The sequence below is a fragment of the Streptococcus sp. 2741 genome, from assembly GCF_013276315.1.
In the GTDB taxonomy this organism is placed as follows: Bacteria; Bacillota; Bacilli; order Lactobacillales; family Streptococcaceae; genus Streptococcus; species Streptococcus pseudopneumoniae.
The window spans coordinates 1-26787 of the sequence record NZ_VMKU01000055.1 but is presented as its reverse complement, the minus strand read 5'-3'; the positions used below and the strand labels follow the sequence as shown (position 1 = coordinate 26787).

At 41.3% G+C, this 26787-nt stretch carries 20 protein-coding genes, 2 pseudogenes and 1 riboswitch; of the genes and pseudogenes, 8 read left to right on the top strand and 14 right to left on the bottom strand.

The genetic code is table 11. From position 1 onward, the window contains the following. The first annotated feature begins 198 nt into the window (after nucleotides 1–198). The 3 genes from HT671_RS06215 (at nucleotide 199) to serS (ending at nucleotide 3425) form a co-directional block, all read left to right on the top strand. Nucleotides 199–1563, top strand: coding sequence for an aspartate kinase (locus HT671_RS06215; protein ID WP_023938539.1), 1365 nt, complete (start codon nucleotides 199–201; stop codon nucleotides 1561–1563). A gap of 2 nt (nucleotides 1564–1565) precedes the next feature. Then, entirely contained in the window at nucleotides 1566–1937 is a 372-nt protein-coding gene (locus tag HT671_RS06210; RefSeq protein WP_000079356.1) for a DUF956 family protein, read from the top strand. 213 nt (nucleotides 1938–2150) lie between these two features. Next, a complete protein-coding gene (gene serS / locus HT671_RS06205; protein WP_100104178.1) occupies nucleotides 2151–3425 on the top strand; it encodes a serine--tRNA ligase in 1275 nt (424 codons plus the stop codon). A 24-nt stretch (nucleotides 3426–3449) separates the two neighbouring features. On the opposite strand, the gene HT671_RS06200 is transcribed toward serS, so the two are convergent. The 6 genes from HT671_RS06200 to zapA all read right to left on the bottom strand — a co-directional run bounded on the left by HT671_RS06200 (nucleotide 3450) and on the right by zapA (nucleotide 10283). After that, nucleotides 3450–4349 (bottom strand): TDT family transporter, encoded by a 900-nt coding sequence (locus tag HT671_RS06200; RefSeq protein WP_101514663.1) that lies wholly within the window; start codon nucleotides 4347–4349, stop codon nucleotides 3450–3452. A gap of 110 nt (nucleotides 4350–4459) precedes the next feature. Continuing rightward, on the bottom strand, nucleotides 4460–5008 hold the full coding sequence (locus tag HT671_RS06195; RefSeq protein ID WP_000206765.1) for a carboxymuconolactone decarboxylase family protein: 549 nt from the start codon (nucleotides 5006–5008) through the stop codon (nucleotides 4460–4462). 322 nt (nucleotides 5009–5330) lie between these two features. Beyond that, nucleotides 5331–6653 (bottom strand): sodium:alanine symporter family protein, encoded by a 1323-nt coding sequence (locus HT671_RS06190; RefSeq protein ID WP_000891475.1) that lies wholly within the window; start codon nucleotides 6651–6653, stop codon nucleotides 5331–5333. 90 nt (nucleotides 6654–6743) lie between these two features. Then, a riboswitch (glycine riboswitch) is annotated at nucleotides 6744–6832 on the bottom strand. 163 nt (nucleotides 6833–6995) lie between these two features. Then, nucleotides 6996–9332: an endonuclease MutS2 gene (locus HT671_RS06185; RefSeq protein ID WP_138699426.1), complete on the bottom strand. Its 2337-nt coding sequence runs from the start codon at nucleotides 9330–9332 to the stop codon at nucleotides 6996–6998. Between the two features lie 103 nt (nucleotides 9333–9435). Further along, a complete protein-coding gene (locus HT671_RS06180) occupies nucleotides 9436–9984 on the bottom strand; it encodes a CvpA family protein (RefSeq protein ID WP_101514799.1) in 549 nt (182 codons plus the stop codon). Beyond that, nucleotides 9981–10283: a cell division protein ZapA gene (zapA, locus tag HT671_RS06175; RefSeq protein WP_031222907.1), complete on the bottom strand. Its 303-nt coding sequence runs from the start codon at nucleotides 10281–10283 to the stop codon at nucleotides 9981–9983. Before zapA ends, HT671_RS06180 begins: the two co-directional genes overlap by 4 nt. Nucleotides 10284–10369: 86 nt before the next feature. Between zapA and rnhC the strand changes: the two genes are divergently transcribed. From rnhC to HT671_RS06160, 3 genes are all read left to right on the top strand, one after another. Beyond that, nucleotides 10370–11251, top strand: coding sequence for a ribonuclease HIII (gene rnhC / locus HT671_RS06170; RefSeq protein ID WP_101514800.1), 882 nt, complete (start codon nucleotides 10370–10372; stop codon nucleotides 11249–11251). Between the two features lie 3 nt (nucleotides 11252–11254). Then, nucleotides 11255–11869, top strand: coding sequence for a signal peptidase I (gene lepB / locus HT671_RS06165; RefSeq protein WP_101514801.1), 615 nt, complete (start codon nucleotides 11255–11257; stop codon nucleotides 11867–11869). Nucleotides 11870–12111: 242 nt separating this feature from the next. After that, entirely contained in the window at nucleotides 12112–14478 is a 2367-nt protein-coding gene (locus HT671_RS06160; protein WP_101514802.1) for an ATP-dependent RecD-like DNA helicase, read from the top strand. A 47-nt stretch (nucleotides 14479–14525) separates the two neighbouring features. On the opposite strand, the gene tig is transcribed toward HT671_RS06160, so the two are convergent. Both tig and treC read right to left on the bottom strand, forming a co-directional pair. Next, on the bottom strand, nucleotides 14526–15809 hold the full coding sequence (tig, locus tag HT671_RS06155; RefSeq protein ID WP_101514803.1) for a trigger factor: 1284 nt from the start codon (nucleotides 15807–15809) through the stop codon (nucleotides 14526–14528). 436 nt (nucleotides 15810–16245) lie between these two features. Beyond that, complete coding sequence (gene treC, locus HT671_RS06150; protein WP_101514804.1) at nucleotides 16246–17871, bottom strand: alpha,alpha-phosphotrehalase; 1626 nt, start codon at nucleotides 17869–17871, stop codon at nucleotides 16246–16248. A 694-nt stretch (nucleotides 17872–18565) separates the two neighbouring features. Here treC and HT671_RS06145 point away from each other — a divergent pair. Further along, a pseudogene (locus HT671_RS06145) lies at nucleotides 18566–19842 on the top strand (ISL3 family transposase). A gap of 75 nt (nucleotides 19843–19917) precedes the next feature. Here the strand turns inward: HT671_RS06145 and HT671_RS06140 are convergent. The 5 genes from HT671_RS06140 to HT671_RS06120 all read right to left on the bottom strand — a co-directional run bounded on the left by HT671_RS06140 (nucleotide 19918) and on the right by HT671_RS06120 (nucleotide 26399). After that, nucleotides 19918–20844 carry an ATP-binding cassette domain-containing protein gene (locus HT671_RS06140; RefSeq protein ID WP_101514805.1) on the bottom strand — a complete coding sequence of 309 codons (927 nt, stop codon included), beginning with the start codon at nucleotides 20842–20844 and terminating at the stop codon, nucleotides 19918–19920. 10 nt (nucleotides 20845–20854) lie between these two features. Beyond that, complete coding sequence (locus tag HT671_RS06135; RefSeq protein ID WP_000159563.1) at nucleotides 20855–21922, bottom strand: ABC transporter ATP-binding protein; 1068 nt, start codon at nucleotides 21920–21922, stop codon at nucleotides 20855–20857. An 8-nt stretch (nucleotides 21923–21930) separates the two neighbouring features. After that, on the bottom strand, nucleotides 21931–22857 hold the full coding sequence (gene oppC, locus HT671_RS06130) for an oligopeptide ABC transporter permease OppC (RefSeq protein ID WP_000103690.1): 927 nt from the start codon (nucleotides 22855–22857) through the stop codon (nucleotides 21931–21933). Beyond that, complete coding sequence (locus HT671_RS06125; protein ID WP_050207981.1) at nucleotides 22857–24353, bottom strand: ABC transporter permease; 1497 nt, start codon at nucleotides 24351–24353, stop codon at nucleotides 22857–22859. The genes oppC and HT671_RS06125 overlap by 1 nt, the downstream gene beginning before the upstream one ends. Before the next feature lie 66 nt (nucleotides 24354–24419). Beyond that, the gene (locus HT671_RS06120; RefSeq protein ID WP_050269502.1) at nucleotides 24420–26399 is read right to left on the bottom strand and encodes a peptide ABC transporter substrate-binding protein; all 1980 of its coding nucleotides are present in this window, start codon (nucleotides 26397–26399) and stop codon (nucleotides 24420–24422) included. Between the two features lie 126 nt (nucleotides 26400–26525). Between HT671_RS06120 and HT671_RS11645 the strand changes: the two genes are divergently transcribed. Next, complete coding sequence (locus tag HT671_RS11645; RefSeq protein ID WP_078800210.1) at nucleotides 26526–26708, top strand: hypothetical protein; 183 nt, start codon at nucleotides 26526–26528, stop codon at nucleotides 26706–26708. Here HT671_RS11645 and HT671_RS06115 read toward each other — a convergent pair. Next, nucleotides 26692–26787, bottom strand: a pseudogene (locus HT671_RS06115) (IS5/IS1182 family transposase); the annotation flags it as partial. The gene HT671_RS11645 and the pseudogene HT671_RS06115 overlap by 17 nt on opposite strands.

Below are 26787 nucleotides of genomic sequence, written 5' to 3'. Positions count from 1 at the left end.
TTGATTTTCATTGAGTATTGAATTATTTTATTTTCAAAGTATATCTTTTTTAGGAACAGAAAGCAAGAAAAAATTGACTGAAAGTGTCTCAGCCGATTGGAAAGGCTCGCTTTATCCTATAAAGCATCTTATTTTCTTCATTGAAAAAAGGCTTTCTTTCTGCTATAATCGTATAAAATACTTACTTTAGGAGTTCTTATGAAAGTTGTTAAATTTGGAGGTAGCTCTCTTGCCTCTGCTGGTCAATTAGAAAAAGTTTTAAACATCGTTAAAAGCGATCCAGAGCGTCGTTTTGTAGTTGTTTCTGCACCAGGAAAACGCAATGCTGAAGATACTAAGGTTACGGATGCCTTGATTAAATACTACCGCGATTATGTTGCTGGTAACGATATTAGCAAGAGCCAAAACTGGATTATCGACCGCTATGCTGCTATGGTTAGTGAACTAGGTCTTAAACCAGCTGTGCTAGAAAAAATTTCAAAAAGTATTCGTGCCTTGGCCACTCTTCCTATTGATGAAAATGAATTTCTCTACGATACTTTCCTAGCAGCCGGTGAAAATAACAATGCCAAATTGATTGCTGCCTACTTTAACCAAAATGGTATCGATGCACGCTATATGCACCCTAGAGAAGCTGGGATTGTGGTCACAAGTGAACCTGGTCACGCTCGCATCATTCCATCAAGTTATGACAAGATTGAAGAATTGACAAATGCAAATGAAGTTCTTGTCATTCCTGGTTTCTTTGGAGTTACCAAGGAAAATCAAATCTGTACTTTCTCACGTGGAGGTTCTGATATTACAGGTTCTATCATTGCTGCAGGTGTAAAAGCCGACCTCTATGAAAACTTTACGGACGTTGATGGTATCTTTGCAGCCCACCCTGGTATTATCCACCAACCACACTCGATCCCTGAGTTGACCTACCGTGAAATGCGTGAGTTGGCCTATGCAGGATTCTCAGTTCTTCATGACGAAGCTCTTCTTCCTGCCTACCGTGGAAAAATCCCTCTGGTTATCAAGAATACCAATAACCCTGACCACCCAGGTACTCGTATCGTTCTAAAACACAGTAGTGATGAATTTCCAGTTGTGGGAATTGCTGGTGACTCAGGCTTTGTCAGCATCAACATGTCGAAATACCTTATGAACCGTGAGGTTGGATTTGGACGCAAGGTTCTGCAAATCCTTGAAGATCTTAACATCGGTTGGGAACATATGCCAACCGGTATCGACGATCTTTCAATCATCCTCCGTTCTCGCGAACTAACTCCTATCAAGGAAGAAGAAATCCTGCGTCAGTTGGTTCAAAAGGCTAAAGTAGATCATGCAGAAATCGAACACGACCTTTCTATCATTATGATTGTTGGTGAAAAAATGAAGAGCCATATCGGAGTGACTGCTACTGCGACACGCGCTCTATCTGAAAATAAGATCAACATCCAGATGATGTCTCAAGGTTCTAGTGAAGTTTCTATCATGTTTGTTGTCAATAAAGACCAAGAGAAAGCAGCAATCAAAGCCCTCTACAATGCCTTTTTTGGAGAAAGTAAGGAAGACTAAGCATGGCTCAATCACTTAACAAAACAGTACTCCTCAGTACGACAGGCACTTCCTACCTCTCTATCGCTGGGAAAGTTGGGAAATTCCTTGTCGGAGATCAGGCTTTGGAATTTTACCCCGATGTCAATGTTGAACAATTTATCCAGATTCCTTGGAGCCATATCAACCAAATTGGAGCCAATGTCACTGGGCGGAAAATCAGTCGCCACTTCGAAGTCTTTACAGACAAAGGAAAATTCCTCTTTGCTTCAAAAGACTCAGGTGCCATTCTCAAAATTGCTCGTGAAAAACTGGGTAATGACAAGGTCATCAAACTTCCGACCCTGATTCAGACAATTGGTCAAAAATTTAAAAATCTATTTGCAAAAAAGTAGAAACTTTAGTATAATTATAGCAACGGATAAGTAGGTTATCTTCTTCTTTCAGAAAGTCTGCGGATGCTGCGAGCAGATAGGAGGGATAGATGAAATTCTACCGTTAATAACAATTACATGCACAATCAAGTGCACACCTGTGAAGTTGGATGGAACCGTGGCCCTGCCACTCCAACGCTTTGTCAGGTGTGCTTTTTTCATAAAGGAGTTCTTATGTTAGATATCAAACGTATTCGTACAGACTTTGATGCTGTCGCAGAAAAATTGGCTACACGTGGTGTAGATGCTGCTGTCTTAAACGAGATGAAAGAAATCGATGCTAAACGTCGTGACATCTTGGTCAAGGTTGAAACTCTCAAGGCTGAACGCAACACAGTTTCTGCTGAGATTGCCCAAGCCAAACGCAACAAGGAAAATGCAGATGACAAGATTGCTGCCATGCAAACTCTATCTGCTGAGGTTAAAGCCTTGGATGCTGAATTGGCAGAAATCGATGCTAAATTGACAGAATTTACTACTACTCTTCCAAACATCCCTGCTGACAGCGTTCCTATTGGGGCTGACGAAGATGACAATGTGGAAGTTCGTCGTTGGGGCACTCCACGCGAGTTCGATTTCGAGCCAAAAGCTCACTGGGATCTTGGTGAAGACCTTGGTATCCTCGACTGGGAACGCGGTGGCAAGGTAACAGGCGCTCGCTTCCTCTTCTATAAAGGCCTCGGTGCTCGTTTGGAACGTGCTATCTACAACTTTATGTTGGACGAGCATGGCAAAGAAGGTTATACTGAAGTCATCACGCCTTACATGGTTAACCACGATTCTATGTTTGGGACTGGTCAATATCCAAAATTCAAGGAAGATACTTTTGAACTCAGCGACAGCAATTACGTCCTTATTCCTACAGCTGAAGTTCCTCTGACAAACTACTACCGTGATGAAATCCTTGACGGTAAAGACCTGCCAATCTATTTCACTGCTATGAGCCCATCATTCCGTTCTGAGGCTGGTTCAGCTGGTCGTGATACTCGTGGCTTGATTCGTTTGCACCAATTCCATAAGGTTGAAATGGTTAAATTTGCCAAACCAGAAGAATCTTACGAAGAATTGGAAAAAATGACAACCAACGCTGAAAACATTCTTCAAAAACTTAACCTTCCATACCGTGTCGTTGCGCTCTCTACTGGAGATATGGGCTTCTCATCTGCGAAGACTTACGACTTGGAAGTGTGGATTCCAGCCCAAAATACCTACCGTGAAATCTCAAGCTGTTCAAACACAGAAGATTTCCAAGCCCGTCGTGCCCAAATCCGTTACCGTGATGAAGCAGATGGCAAGGTGAAATTGCTCCATACCTTGAACGGTTCTGGACTTGCAGTTGGACGTACAGTGGCTGCTATTCTTGAAAACTACCAAAATGAAGATGGTTCCGTGACCATCCCAGAAGCACTTCGTCCATACATGGGTGGAGCTGAGGTCATCAAACCATAAAAAATAAGGTTTAGCTATTTCTAGCTAGACCTTTTTTCGTAACCAAATCAGATAAGCGCCTAATACAAAGAGCAAAATGATTAGGCAAATAACAGTTTCAGCCAGTACCAAATAATCCAAAAATGGAAGTTTCAAGATTCCCTGAGCCATCTTAAGCGAAGTAGCTGTGATAATAGTCGGGAAGGTGAGGGCTGAGAAGGCTGGTTGAAAACCTTGTTTTAAAATATTGGGTAGGCGAGTCAAAACAAAGAAAAAGAAGGATTGGGAAGCCAAAAGCATGAAAATCAAGACCCAAGTCGGTAGGCTAGCTCCTCCAACTCGAACCAGAGAAGCCAAAAGCAAAGAAAAGGGAGCACAGTAGATACCTTCTTGCCCAAGCAAGGCTAGTGGGAGTGGTTGCTTCTTTAAATCACTATAAATAAGGGGATAGAGATAGAAGGTAAGAAGAAAACCAAAACTCAAGGTCACATAGGCAATTTCAATGATACCCACCAGAGGATAAGTCAAGGCTGCTACCGCTATCCCTACATAAAGCACCGTCCAGCTAGGAGTAGCATGAACCCTCCGACCCGGACAAGCAAACTTGATAGTGAAACCAGCAATCAAGGCCAAATCCAAGAGAAATGAACACCACCAGAGTCCTTGCACAACCAAAGAAAGATGAGGGAAGACGCGAAAGACATAGGTCGATAAAATCATCCCAGCCATGGGAAAGGTGGCCATTCCTGATAAAAGAGGGGGCTTGGTCAACTCTTGCTTGGTTTCTTTCCAATTAAAAAGATGCAGAAGCAGAAAGTAAATCCACAAAATCAAACCTGTCAGACTAAAAAGATGTGACAGAACCGGCAACGTATCTAAAATAAGATTTCCAGATCCTGCTAAACCTAGCAAACAACCAGAAAATACCAAGGGGAGTTTTTTCATCCTAACCTCCAATAATCATGTTAGTTTCAGTATAGCATAAAAGCGCTTAAATGAGGGGATAAAAAACGAAGTCCGTTGATTTCAGACTTCATTTTTTACTCAGATATGAATTAAGCATAAGGTTGCAATTCTGGGTTAATTGGGGTATTGGCTAGGTTGTTGGCATAGTTACAGAGGCTTGCTAGGCTGACACCAAGAACCACATCCAAGGCATTTTGTTGGGTGTAGCCAGCTTCTAAAAACTCAGACAAGGCTTCATCTCCTACACGACCCTTGGTATTGATAACTGCCAAAGTAAACTTAGCTAGGGTATCCAATTTAGGATCTGTTTCAATTGGAGTACGATTGCGAAGAGCTTGAATCAAGTCATCATTCATCTGGATTTGTTTGATGGAAAAGGCTGTGTGACCTGCGACACAGAAGGCACAACCATTGGTCACGGCTGCCGTGATTTGCACCACTTCACGCTCAACGGGTGTCAGGCTGTTGCGACGGTTGATAGATGCGACAGTTCGGTATGCTTCTAAAGCAGTCGGTGCATTGGCCAAGAGACCGATTAGGTTGGGAATATAGCCATTGTTGTCTTTTTCTACTGTTTCAAGAACTTCTTTCACTTCTGCCGGTGCTGATTCTACTGTATGGATTGTAAATGTTGTCATAAGATACCTCTTTTCTTGTTATTGACACTAATATTATTGGAAAATCTTATAAAGTCCTGATTCCTAAGTTTATTTAAGACAAAGGTTTATTCTCTCATAAGATTTTCGTTGTATATTATACTCTTCGAAAATCAAATTCAAACCGCGTCAGCGTCGCCTTACCGTACTCAAGTACAGCTTGCGGCTAGCTTCCTAGTTTGCTCTTTGATTTTCATTGAGTATTAGTTTATCACACTTCCAATCATTTGCATAATATATATTATATATCAGCTTGATAAAAATCATTTATAGGCAAAAAAATCACACGCCATGTGTGATTTCATTATTTGTCAAAATACTTTTTAGTTTCAGCAATAACGACTGGCGACAAGACTAAGAGGGCAATCAAGTTTGGCAGAACCATCAAGGCGTTGACGATATCTGCGATAATCCAGACCATATCCAACTCGATAAATCCTCCCAACAAGACCATGAGCACAAAGACCACACGGTAGAGCCAGATAAAACGAACACCAAAGAGGAACTCGAAACAGCGTTCTCCGTAATAGTTCCAACCTAGAATCGTTGTGAAGGCAAAAAGTACAAGGAAGATGGTCAAGAGGGCAGGCCCAAAGTGTGAAAAGACTGTTGAGAAGGCTGACTGAGTCAAGGCAACCCCATTTAAGTCACCACTCCAAACACCAGTCACCAAGATGGTCAAACCAGTCAGAGTACAGATAATGAGAGTATCAATAAAGGTTCCTGTCATAGAAATCAAACCTTGCTCTACTGGTTCATTTGTCTTAGCCGCAGCCGCTGCAATGGGAGCAGAACCTAGACCAGATTCATTTGAGAACACACCACGCGCCACACCATTTTGAATAGCCATCCGAACGCTAGCACCAGCAAATCCACCTACCGCAGCAAGGGGACTAAAAGCCGATGTCAAGATTAAAGCGATTGTAGAAGGAATTTTCCCGATATTAAAGAAAATAACTGTAAGAGTTCCTAAGATATAAATGATCGCCATAAAAGGAACAACAGTAGTTGAAACCTTAGAAATGGACTTGAGTCCACCAAAGACAGCAATCGCTACAAAGACAGACAAGACGAGAGCTGTGATGGCTGGTGAAATAGCCGTTGTATTTTGGATAGATTCTGTAATCGAGTTGACTTGGGTGAAGGTTCCGATTCCCAAGAGAGCAACCAATACTCCTGCTACTGCAAACAAAACAGCAAGTGGTCGCCACTTTTCTCCCATTCCTAGAAGGATATAGTGCATGGGACCTCCCGCTACTGCACCATGGTCGTCCTTGGTGCGGTATTTGATGGCCAAGAGTCCTTCCGCATACTTGGTAGCCATTCCAAAGAAAGCCGCCATCCACATCCAAAAGAGAGCTCCTGGTCCACCAACCTTGATAGCCGTCGCAACTCCTATAATATTCCCTGTTCCAACGGTTGATGCCAAGGCTGTACACAGAGCTGCAAAACTGGATACATCACCATGTCCCTTATCCTGGATAAAAATAAGCTGAAAGGCCTTGGGCAGACGCAAAACCTGCAAGAGTCCTAGCCGAATAGTTAGGTAAATCCCTGTTCCGACCAATAAAATCAAGAGGGGCGGTCCCCAAGCAAAAGCATCGATTGATTTAAGCAATTCTAACATTTCCTTCTCCTATCTTTTCAACCCCAAAAGAAAGAGCACATGCAAGATACATGTACTCTGGAATGCTTAGATAAATGCTAAAAAGCGGTCTATCCTAGCTCTGTCCTTTTACCTGAGAGTTTGAGCAGTTGCCTGCCTTGCCCCTTCGGTGCCTTTACGGTCTCTCCAGAGTTCCGTCCATTTACAGTCATGGAAAATCAAACGATTCCCCACTTCTATTAAACTTCATTCGGTGTTGGTATTTAATTGATTCTTATTTTACAAAAAATGTTGGCTTTTGTCAATGTGTTTATTAGTAAAACTTAATTCAACAGTTTTTACTGTATAAAGCTCAGAATACTTCTATCCTTTAAAAGTGACAATAGTCGCGCCACTGCCTCCAGCATTTTGCGGGGCATAGCCGAAACTCTTGACATGTTTGTTTCTTTGTAGGTATTTAGTGACACCTTCACGGATGACACCTGTTCCGATACCATGGATGATATCAACTTGAGCCATATTGTTAAGCAAGGCTTGGTCGATAAAGGCATCTAGCTCATTCATGGCCTCTTCATAACGTTTGCCTCGAAGGTCCAGTCTGGCTTGTGGGCCACGACCAGAAGTTCGTTTCACGACATTGACCTGTTTCTTCTTGACTTGCTTTTCTTGCTGGGCTTGAACAAGGTCAAACTCTTTCTCTTCCAAGGTCATCTTAATCAAGCCAACTTGGGCTTCCCAACGGCCATCCTTAAGTTGACTGGTCAGGGTACCACGCTGTCCATAACTGAGAACTACGATATCATCTCCCACCTTTGGAGCTCGTTTTTTCTTGGCCTTTTGAAGGACCTTGTTTTTAGACAAATCTACTTTTTCAGGGGCCAATTTTTTCAACTTAGCCTTGGCTTCAATGATTTCGTGGGGCTTGAGTTGAGATTTAGTGTGGAGATTTTTGAGAATCTGGTCACTCTCACTGAGGGCCATGTCCACAATCTCAGCAGCCTGTTCACGCGCCTTGTTAAGCTCGGTTTCCTTTTCACGATTGAGCTCGTTGTAGAGTTTTTTGAGAGCACGATTCATCTTGAGATTTTCTTGCTCCACCTCACGGATATTGTCCAAACGTTTGCGACTCTCTAGCGTCTGCTCTTCCAGTTGTTCAATAATCTGATTGACATCATTGTCCTGATCAACCTGCTGACTGGCATCCCCTACGATAACTTCAGATAGGCCTAGACGTTTGGCAATTTCGAAGGCATTGCTTCGGCCAGGAACACCCTGCATAAAGCGATAAGTCGGGCGAAGAGTTGCAGTATCAAACTCCATGCTGGCATTTTGAACAAAGGCTGTCTCAATACCATAGGCCTTGAGTTCCGGATAGTGGGTAGTCGCCATTGTCTTGACTTGACGCAGGCGAAGGTCTTCCAGAATAGCCATGGCGAGGGCTGCTCCCTCTTGAGGATCTGTACCAGCCCCCAACTCATCCAAGAGTAAGAGTGAATGTTGATTGACCTTGCCAAGAATATCCACGATATTGGTCATGTGGCTAGAGAAGGTAGACAAGCTCTGCTCAATAGATTGCTCATCGCCAATATCGGCAAAGATTTCTTCAAAAATACCAACACGACTTCCCTTATCTGCTAAAATCGGCAAACCAGACTGAGCCATCACCTGCGTCAAGCCCAGAGTTTTAAGCATGATGGTCTTCCCACCTGTATTGGGACCTGTAATGACAATAGCTGTTAAATCTTGTCCAAAATGGACATCATTTGCAACGGCATTTTTGACCAAAGGATGGCAGACATGGAGCAGTTGAATTTCTTGATTTTCTGATAGCTGAGGAACGACTGCTTGCCTTTCTTGGATAAAGCGAACCTTAGCACGAATCAAGTCCAGATGACCGATAATCCAAGCGTCATTAGCAATCTCAGCCGCATGAGGGCGAACACGCTCAGAAATTTCTTGGAGAATGCGAAGCATTTCATAGCGCTCATCTGCTCGCAAACTGGCAATTTCTTCGCTCAGTTTGACCACCTCACGGGGTTCGATATAGACGGTGTTTCCGCTGGCAGAAATATCATGAACGACACCTGCAATCTTATTGCGGTAGGTATTTTTGACAGGTAGAACCTGACGGCCATTTCTGCTGGCAACGATTCCTTCCGTCAACATCTGCGCTTTTTGCTTGAGCAAGTCTTGTAAAACATCGCGTACCTGACTCTCGCTATCATGGATTTTTCGACGGATGCGCGCCAATTCTTCACTGGCAAAATTTTCAATGAAACCTGCATCATTAAAGGCTTGGAGATTTCCTTGTAATTGCGGAAAATCGTGTAATTTCTCAAACCAAAGGGCTAACTCTTCCAAACTGACATTTTCCAGATTGGCATAAAAACTTTGCAGTTCTCTGCTAGAAAGAAGCACGCGCTTCAAGAGGAGGAACTCCTCGATATTGAGGTCTGCTCCCATCTCCAACCGCTTGCAGACTCCTGCAATTTCCTTAGTTGCGAGAATAGTAAAATGCGGTTGCTCTACGAAAAGAGCCTGCATCTCCTTCATCTCAGCAAAAGCCTGTTTGATTTTATCTGCTTTAGCAGTCGGAGCCAGCTGTCTCAATTGCTCCAAGCCCTGCTCGGTCAACAAATGGGGCTCAAACAAGGCCTTGACCTTATTAAACTCTAATGTTTCTAATATTTTCTTATTCATCTTTATTTCCTTATCTTTGAATGTCTAGGTGTGATAGCTTTTTACATTCTAATAGATTCGAGTCAAATCTGTAAACAAAGGGCTAGGAAAACTCCTGCCCTTTTTATCCGATTAAATTTGTCACCCAGATTTGTTTGAGCCAACTGGTTGTTACTGGTATGCTCTGGATGATGTGTTTTGCGACGATACTCTTTTCAAGAGGATTTTGTATAGCTGCCATGGGGATGGTCGCCAAGATGGTCAAGGCCACTTGCAAGACAAATAAGGTCACCAACATGGACAAGATACCTGCTGAAACTTGGAACAACTTACCACCCAATTTTTTACTAGGAATCAAGTGTAAGAGGAGACCAAGCAAACGACCGATGCTATAGACAATCCCAAATACAAGCAAGAAGCCGATCCCTGCATAAAAGACCTTATCCAACTGAAAGAGTTGATCCGATGGGAAAAAGAAAGTTCCCTGACCTTCCTGCGGATTTGCATAAGGGAGCAGCAAATGAAACTGCTCGCCAAGCCCCTTGTAAAACTGACCAGCCATAAAAGCAGATGCCAGTGCTGAAATCAGGTAATAAACCTGTAAGAGCAGGCCTCTCCGATAGCCGATATAAAATCCCCAAGCCAAGACCAATAGAAGAAGGAGCGAAATCATAAGGAGTCCTCAATCTTGCTCTGTTCTTGCTTGCAAGTCACAAGCTTGTGGCGGAGTTCTTCTATCTCTTGCTCCTTATCGTCAAATTCAATCTCACGGCTGAGCTGAGTTGATAAACAGTTGACTGCCAACAAAAGAGCGATGGTTTCATCGTCTGCACTAGGCATTTGTTCTTTAATTGCTTGGTATTTTTCTGTCGCAACCTTGGCGATTTCCTCCATAAAAAGGTTATCATGCTCGCTTGTCAAGGTTAATGATTTTTTCCCGAATGTAAATTTGAATCGATTTAGATTTGCCATAAAATTCACCTCACGATATTATACCAAAATTCGCTAATTTTGTCAGTTTTTACAAATTTGCCTGCTTTTATGGTACAATAGAAACTATGGCAAGTATAACACTCACACCAAGTGAAAAGAAGATTCAGGCTTTTCTTGAACACTATCAAAGCAGTCTAGCTCCCAGCAAGAATCCCTATATTCGCTACTTTTTGCGACTACCTCAAGCAACGGTTTCTATCTATACTTCTGGAAAGGTCTTGCTTCAGGGTGAGGGAGCCGAGAAATACGCTCGTTTCTTTGGCTATCAAATGGTAGAGGAAAACAGGGGACAAAATTTCCCTTTGATTGGGACAGATGAGGTTGGAAATGGTTCCTACTTTGGTGGACTTGCAGTTGTGGCTTCCTTTGTCACACCTGACCAGCATGCTTTCTTGCGAAAACTCGGTGTGGGGGATTCTAAAACTCTGACCGACCAAAAGATTCGTCAGATTGCCCCTATCCTCAAGGACAAAATCCAGCACCAGGCACTGCTTCTCTCACCAAGCAAGTACAACGAGGTCATCGGAGACCGCTACAATGCTGTTTCGGTTAAGGTTGCCCTCCATAACCAGGCTATCTATCTCCTTCTTCAAAAAGGCGTTCAACCTGAGAAAATTGTGATTGATGCCTTTACCAGTGCTAAAAATTATGACAAGTACTTGGCACAAGAGGCCAATCGTTTCAGCAATCCTATCAGCTTAGAAGAAAAGGCTGAGGGCGAATACTTGGCTGTCGCAGTTTCTTCTATCATTGCGCGTGATCTCTTTCTGGAAAATCTAGAAAATCTAGGACGAGAACTGGGTTATCAACTTCCAAGTGGAGCTGGAACAGCTTCTGATAAGGTAGCTAGCCAGATTTTACAAGCCTATGGTATGCAGGGACTCAACTTCTGCGCCAAATTGCACTTTAAAAATACTGAAAAAGCGAAAAAACGCTTAGAAAGGTAAGTTATGAATTCATTTAAAAATTTCCTAAAAGAGTGGGGATTATTCCTCCTGATTCTGTCATTACTAGCTTTAAGTCGTATCTTTTTTTGGAGTAATGTCCGCGTAGAAGGACACTCCATGGATCCTACCCTAGCGGATGGCGAAATTCTCTTTGTCGTTAAGCACCTCCCTATTGACCGTTTTGATATCGTGGTGGCCCATGAGGAAGATGGCAATAAGGACATCGTCAAGCGCGTCATCGGAATGCCTGGCGATACCATCCGTTACGAAAATGATAAACTTTACATCAATGACAAAGAGACAGATGAACCTTATCTAGCTAACTATATCAAACGCTTCAAGGATGACAAACTCCAAAGCACCTACTCAGGCAAGGGATTTGAAGGAAATAAAGGAACTTTCTTTAGAAGTATCGCTCAAAAAGCTCAAGCCTTCACAGTTGATGTCAACTACAACACCAACTTTAGCTTTACAGTTCCAGAAGGAGAATACCTTCTCCTCGGAGACGACCGCTTGGTTTCGAGCGACAGCCGCCACGTAGGTACCTTCAAAGCAAAAGATATCACAGGGGAAGCTAAATTCCGCTTCTGGCCAATCACCCGTATCGGAACATTTTAAGAGACCTAAGAGGCCGAGAATCAGCAATCTCAGCCTCTTCTTCTATCGTGAGAAGATGATTATTCACTACCCAGTTTGATTAAGATAGAAACAAAGTTATACTCAATGAAAATCAAAGAGCAAACTAGGAAGCTAGCCGCAGGCTGCTCAAAACAGTGTTTTGAGGTTGCAGATAGAGCTGACGTGGTTTGAAGAGATTTTCGAAGAGTATTAACTCTCACCTATTCATGCAAAGGAATTTTATGGAAGTTTATTTTTCAGGAACCATTGAACGGATTATTTTTGAAAATCCCAGCAATTTTTATCGCATCCTCCTCCTAGAAATCGACGATACGGACGCAGAGGATTTTGATGATTTTGAAATCATTGTCACAGGAACCATGGCTGATGTAATTGAGGGCGAAGACTATACTTTTTGGGGGCAAATTGTCCAGCACTCCAAGTATGGAGAACAACTGCAAATCAGTCGTTATGATCGCGCAAAACCAACTAGTAAGGGCTTGGTCAAGTACTTTTCAAGTAGCCATTTCAAGGGGATTGGTCTCAAGACAGCTCAGAAAATCGTAGATACCTATGGCGACAATACCATTGACGAAATTCTGCAACACCCAGAAAAGCTAGAAGGCATCTCAGGGCTCTCTGCCAAAAATCGCGAGGCTTTCGTCTCCACTCTCCGTCTCAACTACGGAACGGAGATGGTTTTGTCCAAACTAGCCAACTACGGCATTCCCAACAAACTAGCCTTTCAGATTCAAGACTTTTACAAGGAAGAAACCCTTGATGTGGTTGAAAATTATCCCTACCAGCTGGTTGAGGATATCAAGGGTTTGGGCTTTACCATTGCTGACCAACTAGCTGAGGAACTAGGCATCGAAAGTCAGGCTCCTGAACGCTTCCGCGCCGGTCTAGTTCACAGTCTTTTTCAGGCCTGTATGGAAACAGGGGACACCTATGTTGAAGCACGGGATTTGCTGGAACAAACCCTTACTCTCCTTGAGTCTTCCCGTCCCGTGGAACTAGACCCCAGCCAAGTTGCCCAAGAGCTCTCCTACCTGATCGAAGAAGACAAGGTTCAGCAGATTGATACCAAGATCTTTGACAACAGCCTCTTTTTCGCTGAGGAAGGTATCCGCAGTCACTTGATTCGTATCCTTGAAAAAGGAAAACAGAAGAGCCAAGATTTAGAAACCATTCAAAAACATATCGCTACTGTCGAAGAAGATCTGGAGATTGAGTATGATAGTATTCAAAAACAAGCTATCTGTGATGCTATCCAGAATAAGGTCTTTATCCTGACAGGTGGACCTGGTACTGGTAAGACAACTGTTATCAATGGGATTATCGCTGTTTACGCCCTTTTAGAAGGACTTGACCTCAGGAAAAAAAGCAACCTACCTATTCTTCTTGCTGCTCCAACTGGACGAGCTGCTCGTCGCATGAATGAATTGACAGGCTTGCCTAGCGCGACCGTACACCGTCATTTAGGAATGACAGGGGACGATGATACCAGTCATCTGGAAGATTATCTGGATGCCGACTTTATCATCGTAGATGAATTTTCCATGGTGGATACTTGGCTGGCCAATCAACTCTTCTCCAACATCTCTTCTAACAGTAAAATCCTCATCGTGGGTGACAGTGATCAGCTACCTTCTGTCAGTCCTGGACAGGTTCTAGCGGACCTCCTTCATATTCCCTTGATTCCTCAGACTCGCTTGGAAAAAATTTACCGGCAAAGCGAAGAATCAACCATCGTCACCCTAGCTAGTCAGATTAGACAGGGCATCTTGCCAGCCGATTTCACCCAGAAAAAAGCTGACCGTTCCTACTTTGAAATTGCTAGTGGCCATATTCCAGCGACGATTGAAAAAATCTTAGGCGCTGCTCTCAGAAGTGGTATCCCTGCTCGTGATATTCAGGTTCTGGCCCCCATGTACCGAGGGACGGCAGGGATTGATGCCATCAACCAACTCATGCAAGATCTGCTCAATCCACCACAAAAAGACCAACTTAGTTTTGAAGCTCCCCAGTGCCACTATCGCAAGGGAGACAAGGTCATTCATTTGGTCAACGATGCTGAAATCAATGTCTTTAACGGAGATTTGGGAGCTATCATAGATCTGATCCCTGGTAAATACACCGAGTCGAAACAAGACGAGATTGTCATTGATTTTGATGGCAATGAGGTCTCTTACCCACGTAACGAATGGTACAAGATTCGCCTGGCCTATGCCATGAGCATCCATAAATCACAGGGAAGTGAGTTCCCTGTTGTCATCCTACCGATTACCAGTGCTAGTAGGCGTATGCTGGAGCGCAATCTCATCTACACAGCCATTACACGCGCCAAAAGCAAGCTTATCTTACTAGGTGAATTGCAGGCCTTTGATTATGCTACCCAGCACATCGGAACTGCCCGAAAGACCTATCTGATTGAACGCTTCAGTGATTTATTGGAGAATATTGAAGAAAAGCAACCAGTTGTCTCTGAAACAGTCACATCAAGTAACTCTGAACAATCCTACATCCTAACCGAAGAAAACTGGACCAGTATTCCAGCTATGATTGGGATTACAGACGCAGACCTCAGAGAGATTTTTGGAAAATAGTGCATAAGAAAAACCACCTAATCAGGTGGGTTTTTTGTTTATTAAGATTATTTAACTGTTGCTGTGCTTGTAATCAATTCAACAGCTTTTTTGATTGTGATGTCGTGTTTCAACATATCAGCTGAAAGCAAGCTTTGTACTTGTGCCACTTCCATGTTGTAGTCTGCAGCCAATTGCTCGATTTCTTTTTGGATTTCTTCTTCTGAAGCATCAAATCCTTCAGCTTTGGCAACTGCTTCGATAACAAGGTTAGTCTTAGTACGTGACTCAGCTTCTGCTTGGTATTGGTTGTGAAGGTCTTCTTGAGTAGTTCCAGTGATTTGGAAGTACATGTCAGGATTGATACCTTGACGTTGCAAGTTTCCAAGGAATTCGTTTACTGAGCGGTGAACTTCTTCGTGAATCATTTCTTCTGGAAGTTCTACGATTTCAGCGTTTTCTACAGCTTTATCGATTGCTGCACCTTCAACTGCATCTTTGTAAGCTTCTTCTTTAGCAGCAGCCAATTCCTTGCGGTATTTTTCTTTCAATTCAGCAAGTGTTTCAACTTCTTCGTCGATGTCTTTTGCAAGCTCATCATCAAGAGCTGGAACTTCTTTAGCTTTTACTTCGTGGATAGTTGTTACGAATTTAGCTTCTTTACCTGCAAGGTCTTCTGCTTGGTAGTCTTCTGGGAATGTTACAACTACATCAACAGTTTCGCCAGCTGAGTGACCTACCAATTGGTCTTCAAAACCAGGGATGAATTGACCTGAACCAAGTCCAAGTGAGAAGTTTTCACCTTTTCCGCCATCAAATTCAACACCATCGATAGAACCAACAAAGTCAATAACAACAGTATCGCCGTTTTCAGCAGCAGCTTCCTTGATAACCAATTCAGCCAGGTTGTTGCGTTCGCGTTCGATACGCTCTTCAACATCAGCGTCAGTTACTTCTTTTTCTACATCAACTGATACTTCAAGGTTTTTGTAGTCACCCAATTTTACTTCAGGTTTTGTAACGACTTCAGCAGTGATAACCCAGTCTTGACCTTTTTCCATTGAAGTTACGTCAATTTTTGGTTGGGCAACCACTTCAAGACCAGCTTCTTTTACAGCTGCTTCATAAGCGTTTGGCAAAAGAGCGTTCATAACGTCTTGGTAAAGTGATTCTTCACCAAATTTTTTATCGAAGATAGGACGTGGAAGGTGACCTTTACGGAAACCTGGAACATTAAGAGATTTCTTCACTGACTTGAAGACACGGTCCAATTCTGGTTTGATTTGGTCTTGAGAGATAGTGAAAGTCAAGACACCACGGTTTGTTTCTTTGTTTTCAAATGATACAGACATTCTGTCATTTCTCCTTAAAATTTTTTAAATACAGTCTATTATAACATTTTCTATAAATAAAATCTAGACTAATGCAGCCAATTATAGACAACAAGCCTTTTTGCTAACTAAATGAAAGTTCTATAATGAAGTTAGTCACCCAGCCCTCCTAAAAATTAGATGTTTTAACTAGCTGATAGCTAGCCCTCTATTTCATTTGATAAGAGGCTTGATGCTGTTAGGCTGACAAGCCAAGGCTAAGATTAGCCTTGGTTTAGCTGACAAAACTGCTTCAAGGGTTCCTCTTGTCAAATGAAAGCAAAATAATTGCCCTCAATCTCACCATTTTTTTTGGGACATAATCACTTTCGATTGACAGTTTGTTCTACACTTTCAAGGATGGAATAGACAGCAAAAAGAACCCTGCTTTTCTGAAAAAGAGGTCTCCTTGCTAAGTTTAATTTACATAAATAGCCAGTGTTTGATAGGGTTTTAGTAGAATTTTCTCAGACACTTCTGCATCTTCATAGTTTGAAATCAAAATCTGTCCATTTTGGTAGACTGCTGGCAAGTCGATTTCCACTTCTTTAGCATAAAAGTTATTGAGCACTAGTAACTTTTGTTCCTCAAACTGGCGTTCAAAAGCGTAGACTTGTTTGCTATCTTCAAAGGCTGGTTTGTAACTTCCTTCTGAAATGATTGGCATTTCCTTACGCAGTCGAATCAAGTCTTGATAGAAGGTAAAAATCGGACCCTGGATTTCATTTTCTACATTGATGTCTTTATAGGATTTACCAGCTTTCAACCAAGGAGTGCCTGTTGAAAATCCTGCATTTTCCGAAGCATCCCACTGCATGGGAATGCGTGAATTATCACGCGACTTAGCTTGAATAATCTGGAAGGCTTCTTGCTGACTCTTTCCTTCTTCTAGGAGCATCTGATAGGCATTAAGCGATTCGACATCCACGTAATCAGCCATAGAATCATAGTCTGGGTCAATCATCCCGATTTCCTCACCCATGTAGATATAAGGTGTCCCACGTGACAGGTGAATGCTGGCTGCTAGCATAGTGGCTCCTTCCTTGAGGAAGTTTTGAATATCGACAAAACGGTTCAAGGCACGTGGTTGATCGTGATTGTTCCAAAAGAGGGCACTCCAACCGTCTTTATCACTCATTTCCTTACCCCAACTATGGTAAAGACTCTTCAACTCTTCAAAATCAAAGGGAGCCAAGGTCCACTTTTGTCCATCCTTATAGTCCACCTTGAGGTGATGAAAATTAAAGGTCATGGATAATTCCTGACGATCAGGCGACGAATAGAGGACACAGTTGTCCATGGTGGTAGAAGACATTTCCCCAACTGTCATAAAGCTATCGTCAGATCCAAAAGTGGCTTGGTTCATCATACGCAAATAGTTATGAACGATGGGTTTGTCTGTATAAGCTGGCTTCCCTTCATTTTCAGGACAGTCCACTGAAACCTCGTCCTTACCGATCAAATTGATCACATCAAATCGAAAACCTTTGACACCCTTGTCGCGCCAGAAATTAACAACCTTGAAAAGCTCCTTACGGACATTGGGATTGCGCCAGTTAAGGTCAGCCTGGGTCTCATCAAATAGGTGAAGATAGTATTTCCCAGTATCCCCGAAAGGCGCCCATGCAGAACCACCAAACTTAGACTGCCAATCTGTTGGTTGGTCTTGGATGAAGAAAAAGTCTTCATAATACTTATCACCAGCTAGGGCTTTCTGAAACCATTCATGCTCTGTCGAACAATGATTAAGTACCATGTCCAGCATAAAGTCAATCTTGTGCTCTTTACCGACACACACCATTTCCTCAAAATCAGCCATATCACCAAAAAGAGGATCCACTGCCATATAATCTGAAATATCGTAACCATTATCCCGTTGAGGGCTTGGATAGAATGGATTGAGCCAGACCATATCCACACCTAGTTTGGCTAAATAGGGAATTTTTTCGATAATCCCACGGAAATCCCCAATACCGTTTTCAGTGGTGTCTTTGTAAGATTTTGGATAGATTTGATAGGCTACTTTTCCTTTATCAAGTGTCATCTGTTTCTCCTTTTCTGATAAAAGGGAGGAAGCAGTCTTCCGTCCCTATTTGTGCTATTTCAATTATACTCAATGAAAATCAAAGAACAAACTAGGAAGCTAGCCACAGGTTGCTCAAAACACTATTTTGAGGTTGCAGATAGAGCTGACGTGGTTTGAAGAGATTTTCGAAGAGTATAAAACAAAAAACCGCCTAGATAATACCTAAACGGGTACTTGAAATAACCTAACAAGTTACAACTTAGCTAGTCCATTTAGATATTCATCTATATGGACCACAATCAAAAATCTTAGCCACATAGATACAAACAAATTGCTTGAACTGTTTGCATCCATGGTGACATGTCTACAAACACTATCTAAAGTAGCTAAAGTAAAAGTTTTGATTCATCGTTACAGCTTGTCTCTTATTCATTTCTTTTTCTGCTTTCTTTTTTGATGTTTCCTATCTTACCACCTTTTTCATTAGCTGTCAAGAATATTTCAGAATATTTTAAAATTTTTCGAAAATTCTTTCAGTACGCTTTCAAAGATTTTCAAATCAGTCCAACAAAAAAAGGTTTATAATTTCGGCTCTATAATATTTGTAGTGGGTAAATCCCCTATAGATATTATGGAGCCTATTTTGTGTAGAAAAAAAGTCCCATATCATCTATAATGAAAAGCGACAAAATAACTCATTAGAAAGAATCATATGGAACAATTACATTTTATCACAAAACTACTCGATATCAAAGACCCTAATATCCAGATTCTAGACATCATCAATAAGGATACACACAAGGAAATCATCGCCAAACTGGACTACGACGCCCCATCTTGCCCTGAGTGCGGAAGTCAAATGAAGAAATATGACTTTCAAAAACCTTCTAAAATTCCTTATCTTGAAACGACTGGTATGCCTACTAGAATTCTCCTTAGAAAGCGTCGTTTCAAGTGCTATTATTGTTCTAAAATGATGGTCGCTGAAACTTCTATCGTCAAGAAAAATGACCAAATCCCTCGTATTATCAATCAAAAAATTGCGCAAAAGTTGATTGAAAAGACTTCTATGACCGATATTGCCCATCAGCTGGCCATTTCAACTTCAACTGTCATTCGAAAGCTCAATGACTTCCACTTTGAGTGTAATGTTAGAAATCTGCCTGAGATTATGTCTTGGGACGTTGAAACAGTCCGGGGAGTGACTGTTTCAATCGGGAGATGGAGATGAGTTTCATTGCTCAGGACTTTGATAAGCTCAATATCATCACTGTTCTTGAGGGTAGAACACAAGCCGTCATTCGAGATCACTTTCTTAAATATGATAGGGTCGTCCGATGTCGAGTGAAAATTATTACTATGGATATGTTTAGTCCTTATTATGACTTAGCTAGGCGACTTTTTCCAAACGCTAAAATCGTTCTGGATCGCTTTCACATTGTGCAACATCTTAGCCGTGCTATGAGTCGTGTCCGTGTCCAAATTATGAATCAGTTTGAACGAAAATCCCATGAATACAAGGCTATTAAACGCTACTGGAAACTCATTCAACAGGATAGTCGTAAACTCAGCGATAAACGTTTTTATCGCCCTACTTTTCGTATGCACTTAACCAATAAAGAGATTCTTAACAAGCTTTTGAGCTATTCAGAAGACTTGAAACACCACTACAATCTCTATCAGCTCTTACTTTTTCACTTCCAGAACAAGGAGCCAGACAAATTTTTCGAACTTATTGAGGACAATCTAAAGCAGGTTCATCCTCTTTTTCAGACTGTCTTTAAAACCTTTCTAAAGGATAAAGAAAAGATTGTCAATGCCCTTCAACTACACTATTCTAACGCAAAATTGGAAGCCACTAATAATCTCATTAAGCTTATCAAACGAAATGCCTTTGGATTTCGGAACTTTGAAAACTTCAAAAAACGGATTTTTATCGCTCTGAACATCAAAAAAGAAAGGACGAAATTTGTCCTTTCTCGAGCTTAGCTGACTTCAACCCACTACAGTTGACAAAGAGCCATAATTTCCATAAAAGTTGACATGGAAATTATAAAACCATTACTAGTTTAGTCCTTTTTGATAACGTGCCAATTCGGCTTGGTTGGCCCAAACATAGTGACCTGGACGGATTTCAACCATGGATGGTTTATCAGTCTCATAGTCGTGTTGACTTGGGTCGTAAACCTTCAAGACCTTCTTACGTTCCAAGATTGGGTCTGGAATTGGTACCGCTGAAAGTAAGGCTTGAGTATATGGGTGAATTGGATTGTTAAACAATTCTTCTGTCTCTGCAACCTCTACAATAACACCCTTGTAAATAACTGCGATACGATCTGAAATAAAACGAACAACCGACAAGTCATGGGCGATAAAGAGATAGGTCAAGCCAAGTTCTTTTTGGAATTTTTTGAGCAAGTTCAAGACTTGGGCACGCACAGAAACGTCCAAGGCTGAAATTGGTTCATCCGCAATAACAAAGTCTGGTTGCATGACCAAGGCACGGGCAATACCGATACGTTGACGTTGACCACCTGAAAACTCATGAGGGTAACGAGTCAAATGCTCAGCAAGAAGACCTACTTCACGGATAATATTTTGAACTTTCTCTTTACGTTCTTCTTCATCCTTAAATAAACGGTGATTGTAAAGACCTTCAGAAATAATATAATCAACAGTCGCACGTTCATTCAAACTTGCGGCAGGGTCTTGGAAAATCATCTGGATTCGACGAATCAATTCCGCAGCTTGTTCACGCGATTTCTTACCATTAATCTTTTGACCCTCAAAAATGATATCTCCATTACTTGTATCATTTAGACCGATGATAGCACGACCAATAGTTGTTTTCCCACTACCTGACTCACCAACAAGCGAGAACGTTTCTCCCTTGTTGATAAAGAAGTTAGCATTTTTAACCGCGACAAACTTCTTACTTCCTTCACCGAAGGAAATTTCTAAATCTTTAATTTCTACTAATTTTTCAGACATTTCCTTCCTCCTAGTCAGCCAGATGGGCAAATCCCATTTTTTCACGGATCTTATCATGGAGATTTGCAATCACAGCTGGTTTTTCTACTTTTGGAGCATCCTCATGAAGTAGCCAAGTTTTAGCCCAATGTGTCTCTGATACTGAGAATTGAGGAGCTTTTTGTTCGAAGTCAATCTGCATTGCATAGTCAGAACGCAAGGCAAAGGCATCCCCTTTCAAGTCAGTATAAAGTGACGGAGGTGTTCCTGGGATTGAGTAAAGATCCCCTTTATCATCAGCAAGCTGAGGCAAGCTAGACAAGAGACTCCATGTATATGGATGGCAAGCGTCATAGAAGACTTCCTCAACAGTTCCATACTCAACGATTTCTCCTGCATACATAACCGCTACCTTATCCGCAATACTTGCTACCACACCAAGGTCGTGAGTGATAAAGATTGTTGTGAAATGATACTCGTTTTGTAAAGATTTTAGCAAATCAATAATCTGAGCTTGAATGGTTACATCCAAGGCAGTTGTTGGCTCATCACAGATCAAGACATCAGGTCGGCAGGCAAGGGCAATCGCAATAACGATACGTTGACGCATTCCTCCAGAATATTGGAATGGGTATTCATCAAAACGTCTATCTGCGTCTGGGATTCCAACTTTATTCATGTAGTCAATGGCCAATTCTTTTGCTTCCTTGGCTGTTTTTCCTTGGTGTTTTACAATAACTTCTGTAATCTGGCTACCAATTGTTTTAATGGGGTCCAAACTAGTCATTGGATCCTGGAAGATAGTCGCAATCTTAGCACCACGAATTTGTTCCCAATCCTTGTGAGAAGATAGATTTGTCAAATCCTGACCACGGTAGTCAATACTACCTTGGGCAATGCGACCATTTTCTTCGAGCATACCTGTGAAGGTCTTTGTCAAAACAGATTTTCCTGATCCTGACTCACCTACCAAGGCTAATACTTCTCCTTCAACTAGTTCAAGGGAAACGCCGCGAATGGCTGTCAATACTTTGTCACGAACGTCAAATTCCACGACAATATCGCGAGCAGTCAAAATTACATTTTTTTCTTTTGTCATTTCTACTCCTATCTATGTGTACGTGGATCACTAGCATCCGCTAAGTTTTGACCAACTACGAAAAGGGACAAGGATACCAAAACAAGGGTTGTCAATGGAATCCAGAACAAGTAAGCATTGGTTGTTACGTTTTGTGAATAATCCGAAATCAAACGACCCAAACTTGGCACGGTAATCGGTAATCCTAGACCGAAGAAAGACAAGAAGGCTTCGTATGAGATAAAGCTTGGAAGCATTTGAGTCATCGTTGTCACAATAACAGATACCAATTGTGGCATAATGTTTTTGGCAACAATCTTCAAGGTTGGTGTTCCCAAAGTACGTGACGCCAAGTTGTATTCCAAATCACGGTAACGCAAGATTTGCACACGGATCATGAAGGCAATCCCAATCCATGTCGTCACACTCATAGCAAAAATCAGATTCCAGAATCCAGCTCCGATTGAGTAAGTCAAGACAATGACAATCAAAAGAGATGGGATGTTTGAGATGACGTTATAAACTTCCATCATGACACGGTCAACTGATTTTGAAATTCCCCAAATACCACCGACAAAAACACCGATAACCAAGTTAATCACTGTCGCAATCACAGAAATAAGGATAGAGTTACGAGCTCCAAACCAGACACCGTCAAAGAGTGATTTACCGTTACTGTCTGTACCGAACCAATGCTCAGCATTTGGCTTGATATAACGAGCACTAAAGTCGTTTACCTTGCTGACATCATTGAAATCAAACTTAGAAAACATTGGGTAGATGAAACTCATCAAAATGATGGCTACCAAGATTCCCAACATGACTACAGTTGATTTTTTCTTCATAAATTGTCTAAACACTGATTTCCAGTAAGAATATGCTGGCGCATCAATAGTTTCAGAGGCAAAATCGTCACGTTTTATAAACTGAAATTTTTCTTTATCGATTGTAGACATTATTTGCCTCCTTTCTCAGTCAATTTAATACGTGGGTCAATAATAGTCATCCAAATATCTCCCAAAAGACGTGAGAAGATAGAAATACATGTAAAGATGAAGACAAGACCAACGACCATAGAGTTATTAGATGCTTTTACAGAGTCAATCAACATTTTACCCATACCTGGGAAGGCGAAGACTGTTTCAGTAAGGGTTGCACCACCGATAACCCCAATAATAGCACCAGGAATTCCTGAAACCAGCGGAACCATGGCATTTTTAAAGATGTGTTTGTTTGAAATTTCTTTTTCAGACAAACCTTTTGCACGAGCGAAACGAACAAAGTCTTGAGATTGCAAGTCAATCATGTAACGACGAATCCAAATAGCTGTACCAGGAGCACCCAACAAACCAAGGATGACTGCTGGTAAAACGTAAGAACGCCAATCTCCAGCTCCCAAGATAGGGAACGAATCTGGAAGACCAATAGATGATCCAATCAATCGAACGATGTAAACCAAGGCAATGGTTGGAAGAGCAAGCAAGAAGGTCAAAGCCCCTGTTGAGAAGCTATCAATCCAAGTGTTCTTGAAACGAGCCATGGCTGAACCAAGTGGCACTGCAATCGCATAAGAAATCACCAAACCAATCAAACCAGTAATAGCAGAGCTGACAATCATAGATGGATATTGGTAATTACTTTCAGTCGCTGTATAAGGATCATCTTTCCCATAGCTAGCTACTTCACGAGAGTCAGCCTGACTAGGTGACTTGTAGGTTCTTGAGTAAATATTTACAGAAGACGTTTTCTTACCTGTTGGGAACTGAACTTGGGCAGTTTTGGTTTGTCCTTGACCTTGAGTAATAACCTGAAGAACTGGTGTATTAGCATAGGTTGGGTAAGAGTCACCTAAATTCAAGTTCACAAAGTTTTGATGAACAAATGGGAACTGACTGTTAAAGTATAAGAGATATTTATGTTTAGTTCCTGAACCGACCAATGACCATCCGATAGCTGGATCATTTTCAAAACGAAGGTAGCGTTTCAAGTCTGGATTTTCAGGGTCTTGGATTTTATTTGTATGGTCAATGTCAATCAAGTTAGCATAGAAGTGAAAAACACGTTCAAAAATGGGGATTTCACGACTAGCATAGAATTGACCACTTTCAGTAAATTCTCCCAAGGTCCAACCATGACCTAATTGATTGATGTACTTTTCATAAATAGCTTTATTGGTCGCATTTGCTTCTACTGTTACAGAAGAATCCATGCTACTTGCCTTTTCTTGCAACTCTTTAGTATCGTAATACTCAATGTAGCCCATACGCTCAAACACAGTATTTTCATAGTTATCACGTTTATCAGCCGTTGTCGCAATTTTATTATAGTTAGGATCCTGCTTGAAAATCAATTTTCGAGGAACCAAGGTATAGATAATCGTGTAGGTCAAAGTCGTCACTAAGAAAATCGAAACCAATGACCGCAAAACACGCATAAAAATATATTTTTTCATATTATTTCCTTTAAAAATCCCAAAAGAACCTTCTCCTCATGGAGAGAAAGTTCTATTAGAAATTATTTACTTCACATGACTTGCCAATTCTTTTTGAGCTTTCTCATTTGATTCAGCTTTTTCTTTCAACCATTTTTCACGAGCTTTTTCATACTCTTTCTTAGTCACCGCTTTATCTTGCAATTTCAAATATTTGAAGTAAACATCTGACCCCTTAGAGCCTGTTTGCGCAGAAGCTCTAGTAAATGGAACAACTCGTGAAAGCACCGGTGCTGCACCAGAAGAAGCCATAGCAGGAATAAAGAGAGAACTATCAGTCAACCATGCTTGAGCCGCTGCATATTTTTCATAACGGACATTCAAGTCGCTTGTCTCTTTGGCAGCTTCATCAACCAATTTATCGTATTCTTTCAAACCAACTTGAACTACTGAAGGGCTATTTGGATTATCAAATCCTAAATATGTTTTTGTAGTTTCACTGCTAGTTGTTTTTAAAATATCCAAGTAAGTAGATGGGTCTTGATAGTCTGGTCCCCATGTAACTCCTCCCGATACATCCCAATCCTCAGATGAAGCATTGGCAGCATAGTAAGTAATATTAAGGAATTCATCACTTGTCATTTGTTGAATATCGACAACGACATTTTCAACACCAAGAACTGTTTCTACAGATTGTTTAAAGGACTGAATACGGGCGATGTAGCCTTTTGATGCTTGGTCTACTGGAACATCCAGATGAATAGGAAACTGAACGCCATCTGCTTCTAAAGCTTTCTTAGCTTTCGCAAACTCTGCCTTGGCCTTGTCAGCATTGAATAAACCATCCTGCCCATCAGCTAAATTCACACCTTTCCACTCATCTCCATAAGCAGGAAGTTGAGCAGCGACTAAATCACCAAAGGTCTTCTCACCAACTGAAACAAAGTCTGGTTTTACAAATAGATTACGAACTGCTAAAGCTGCTCCATCTTTACCATTGATTTGAGCTGAGTAAGCTGAGCGATCAAGAGCAAAATTCAAGGCTTGACGGAAATCTTTGTTAAGCAATGCCTTCTTAGTAGCTGCTTTCTCTGAATCTGTAGTTTTAGAAGTATAGTTGTAACTTTGGCGATCAATATTCACACCCAGACCAGCAATCCCAGAGCCTGGTTGTGTATAATAGATATTGTCCTTGTATTTTTCTGCAACCTTAGAATAGTTGGAGCTGGTAGGGAAAAGACGGGCATAACTATAAGCTCCACTAGTGAAGTTACGCTCTAGCGACTCCTGATCTGAGCCATCATAGTAAGCCAGATTTATAGTATCTAGGTGGACGTTTTCTTTGTCCCAATATTGTTCATTTTTTACAAACTCTACAGAAGATTTTGCAGTCAACCCTTTCAACAAGAATGGCCCATTATAAAGCAAGGATGTCGGATCTGTTGGTTTAGCAAAATCGCTTCCTTTTGATGTTTCGAATTCTTCATTCAGAGGCCAGAAAATAGAATAGGTCAACTTAGAGTTCCAGAACGGTTCAGGCTGGTTCAAAGTGTATTGTAACGTATAATCATCAACCGCCTTGACACCAACTGTTGAAAAATCTGTTGAAGTTCCTGATAGATAATCTGCCAAGCCTTTAACCGAGTTTTCAGCTAGATACATAGCTTCTGATTTTTTATCTGCTGCGTGTTTTAAGCCGTTCACGAAATCTTTAGCCGTCACCTCTGCATATTCTTCTCCATCAGAGGTAAACCATTTAACCCCTTTACGAATCTTATAAGTGTAGGTCAAACCATCCTTAGAGACTTCCCAATCCTCTGCAACTGCAGGAGCAAGATTACCGTAATTATCGTTAGTGAATAAACCATCAATCCCATTTGAAGTCACTACTGTTGTACTATTTTTACTTGAAATCAGGTAGTCCAAGGTTTCTGGGTCTGCTGTATAAACATAGCCATAAGCTTTAGGGGCTGATGAATCAGATGATTTTGAAGAACTGCATGCTGCAAGTACACCTGCTGCTAATAAAACAAGACCTGCTGTAGCAAATACACGATTTTTTTTCATTTTCTACTCCTCTGTTTATGTGAATTATAGATTGACGACCATTATATCATATTATCCATTAAAAATCAAACAAATTTTCAGAATATTTAGGCTTGTTGGCACAAATTTTTCATTTTTTTTGAATATATGATTCAAATTGTCGTTCGAAGTGTCAAAGACTACAGTGAAAATAGGAAATTTGACGCAGAAACTTTGGAGCTTAGGAAGACATACAGTAAAATAAAATACGGACGGAACAATGTGATTTTGGAATTCAAATTAAATTATAACAATATTAGACTTCCTGCAAAAGAGGATATAGCTTCATGAGTCCTTGATAACCATTGTCAGCCAAGATTTTACCAGCTTGTCCGATATTTCTGCGACTCGTTTTGAACAACTTCATATC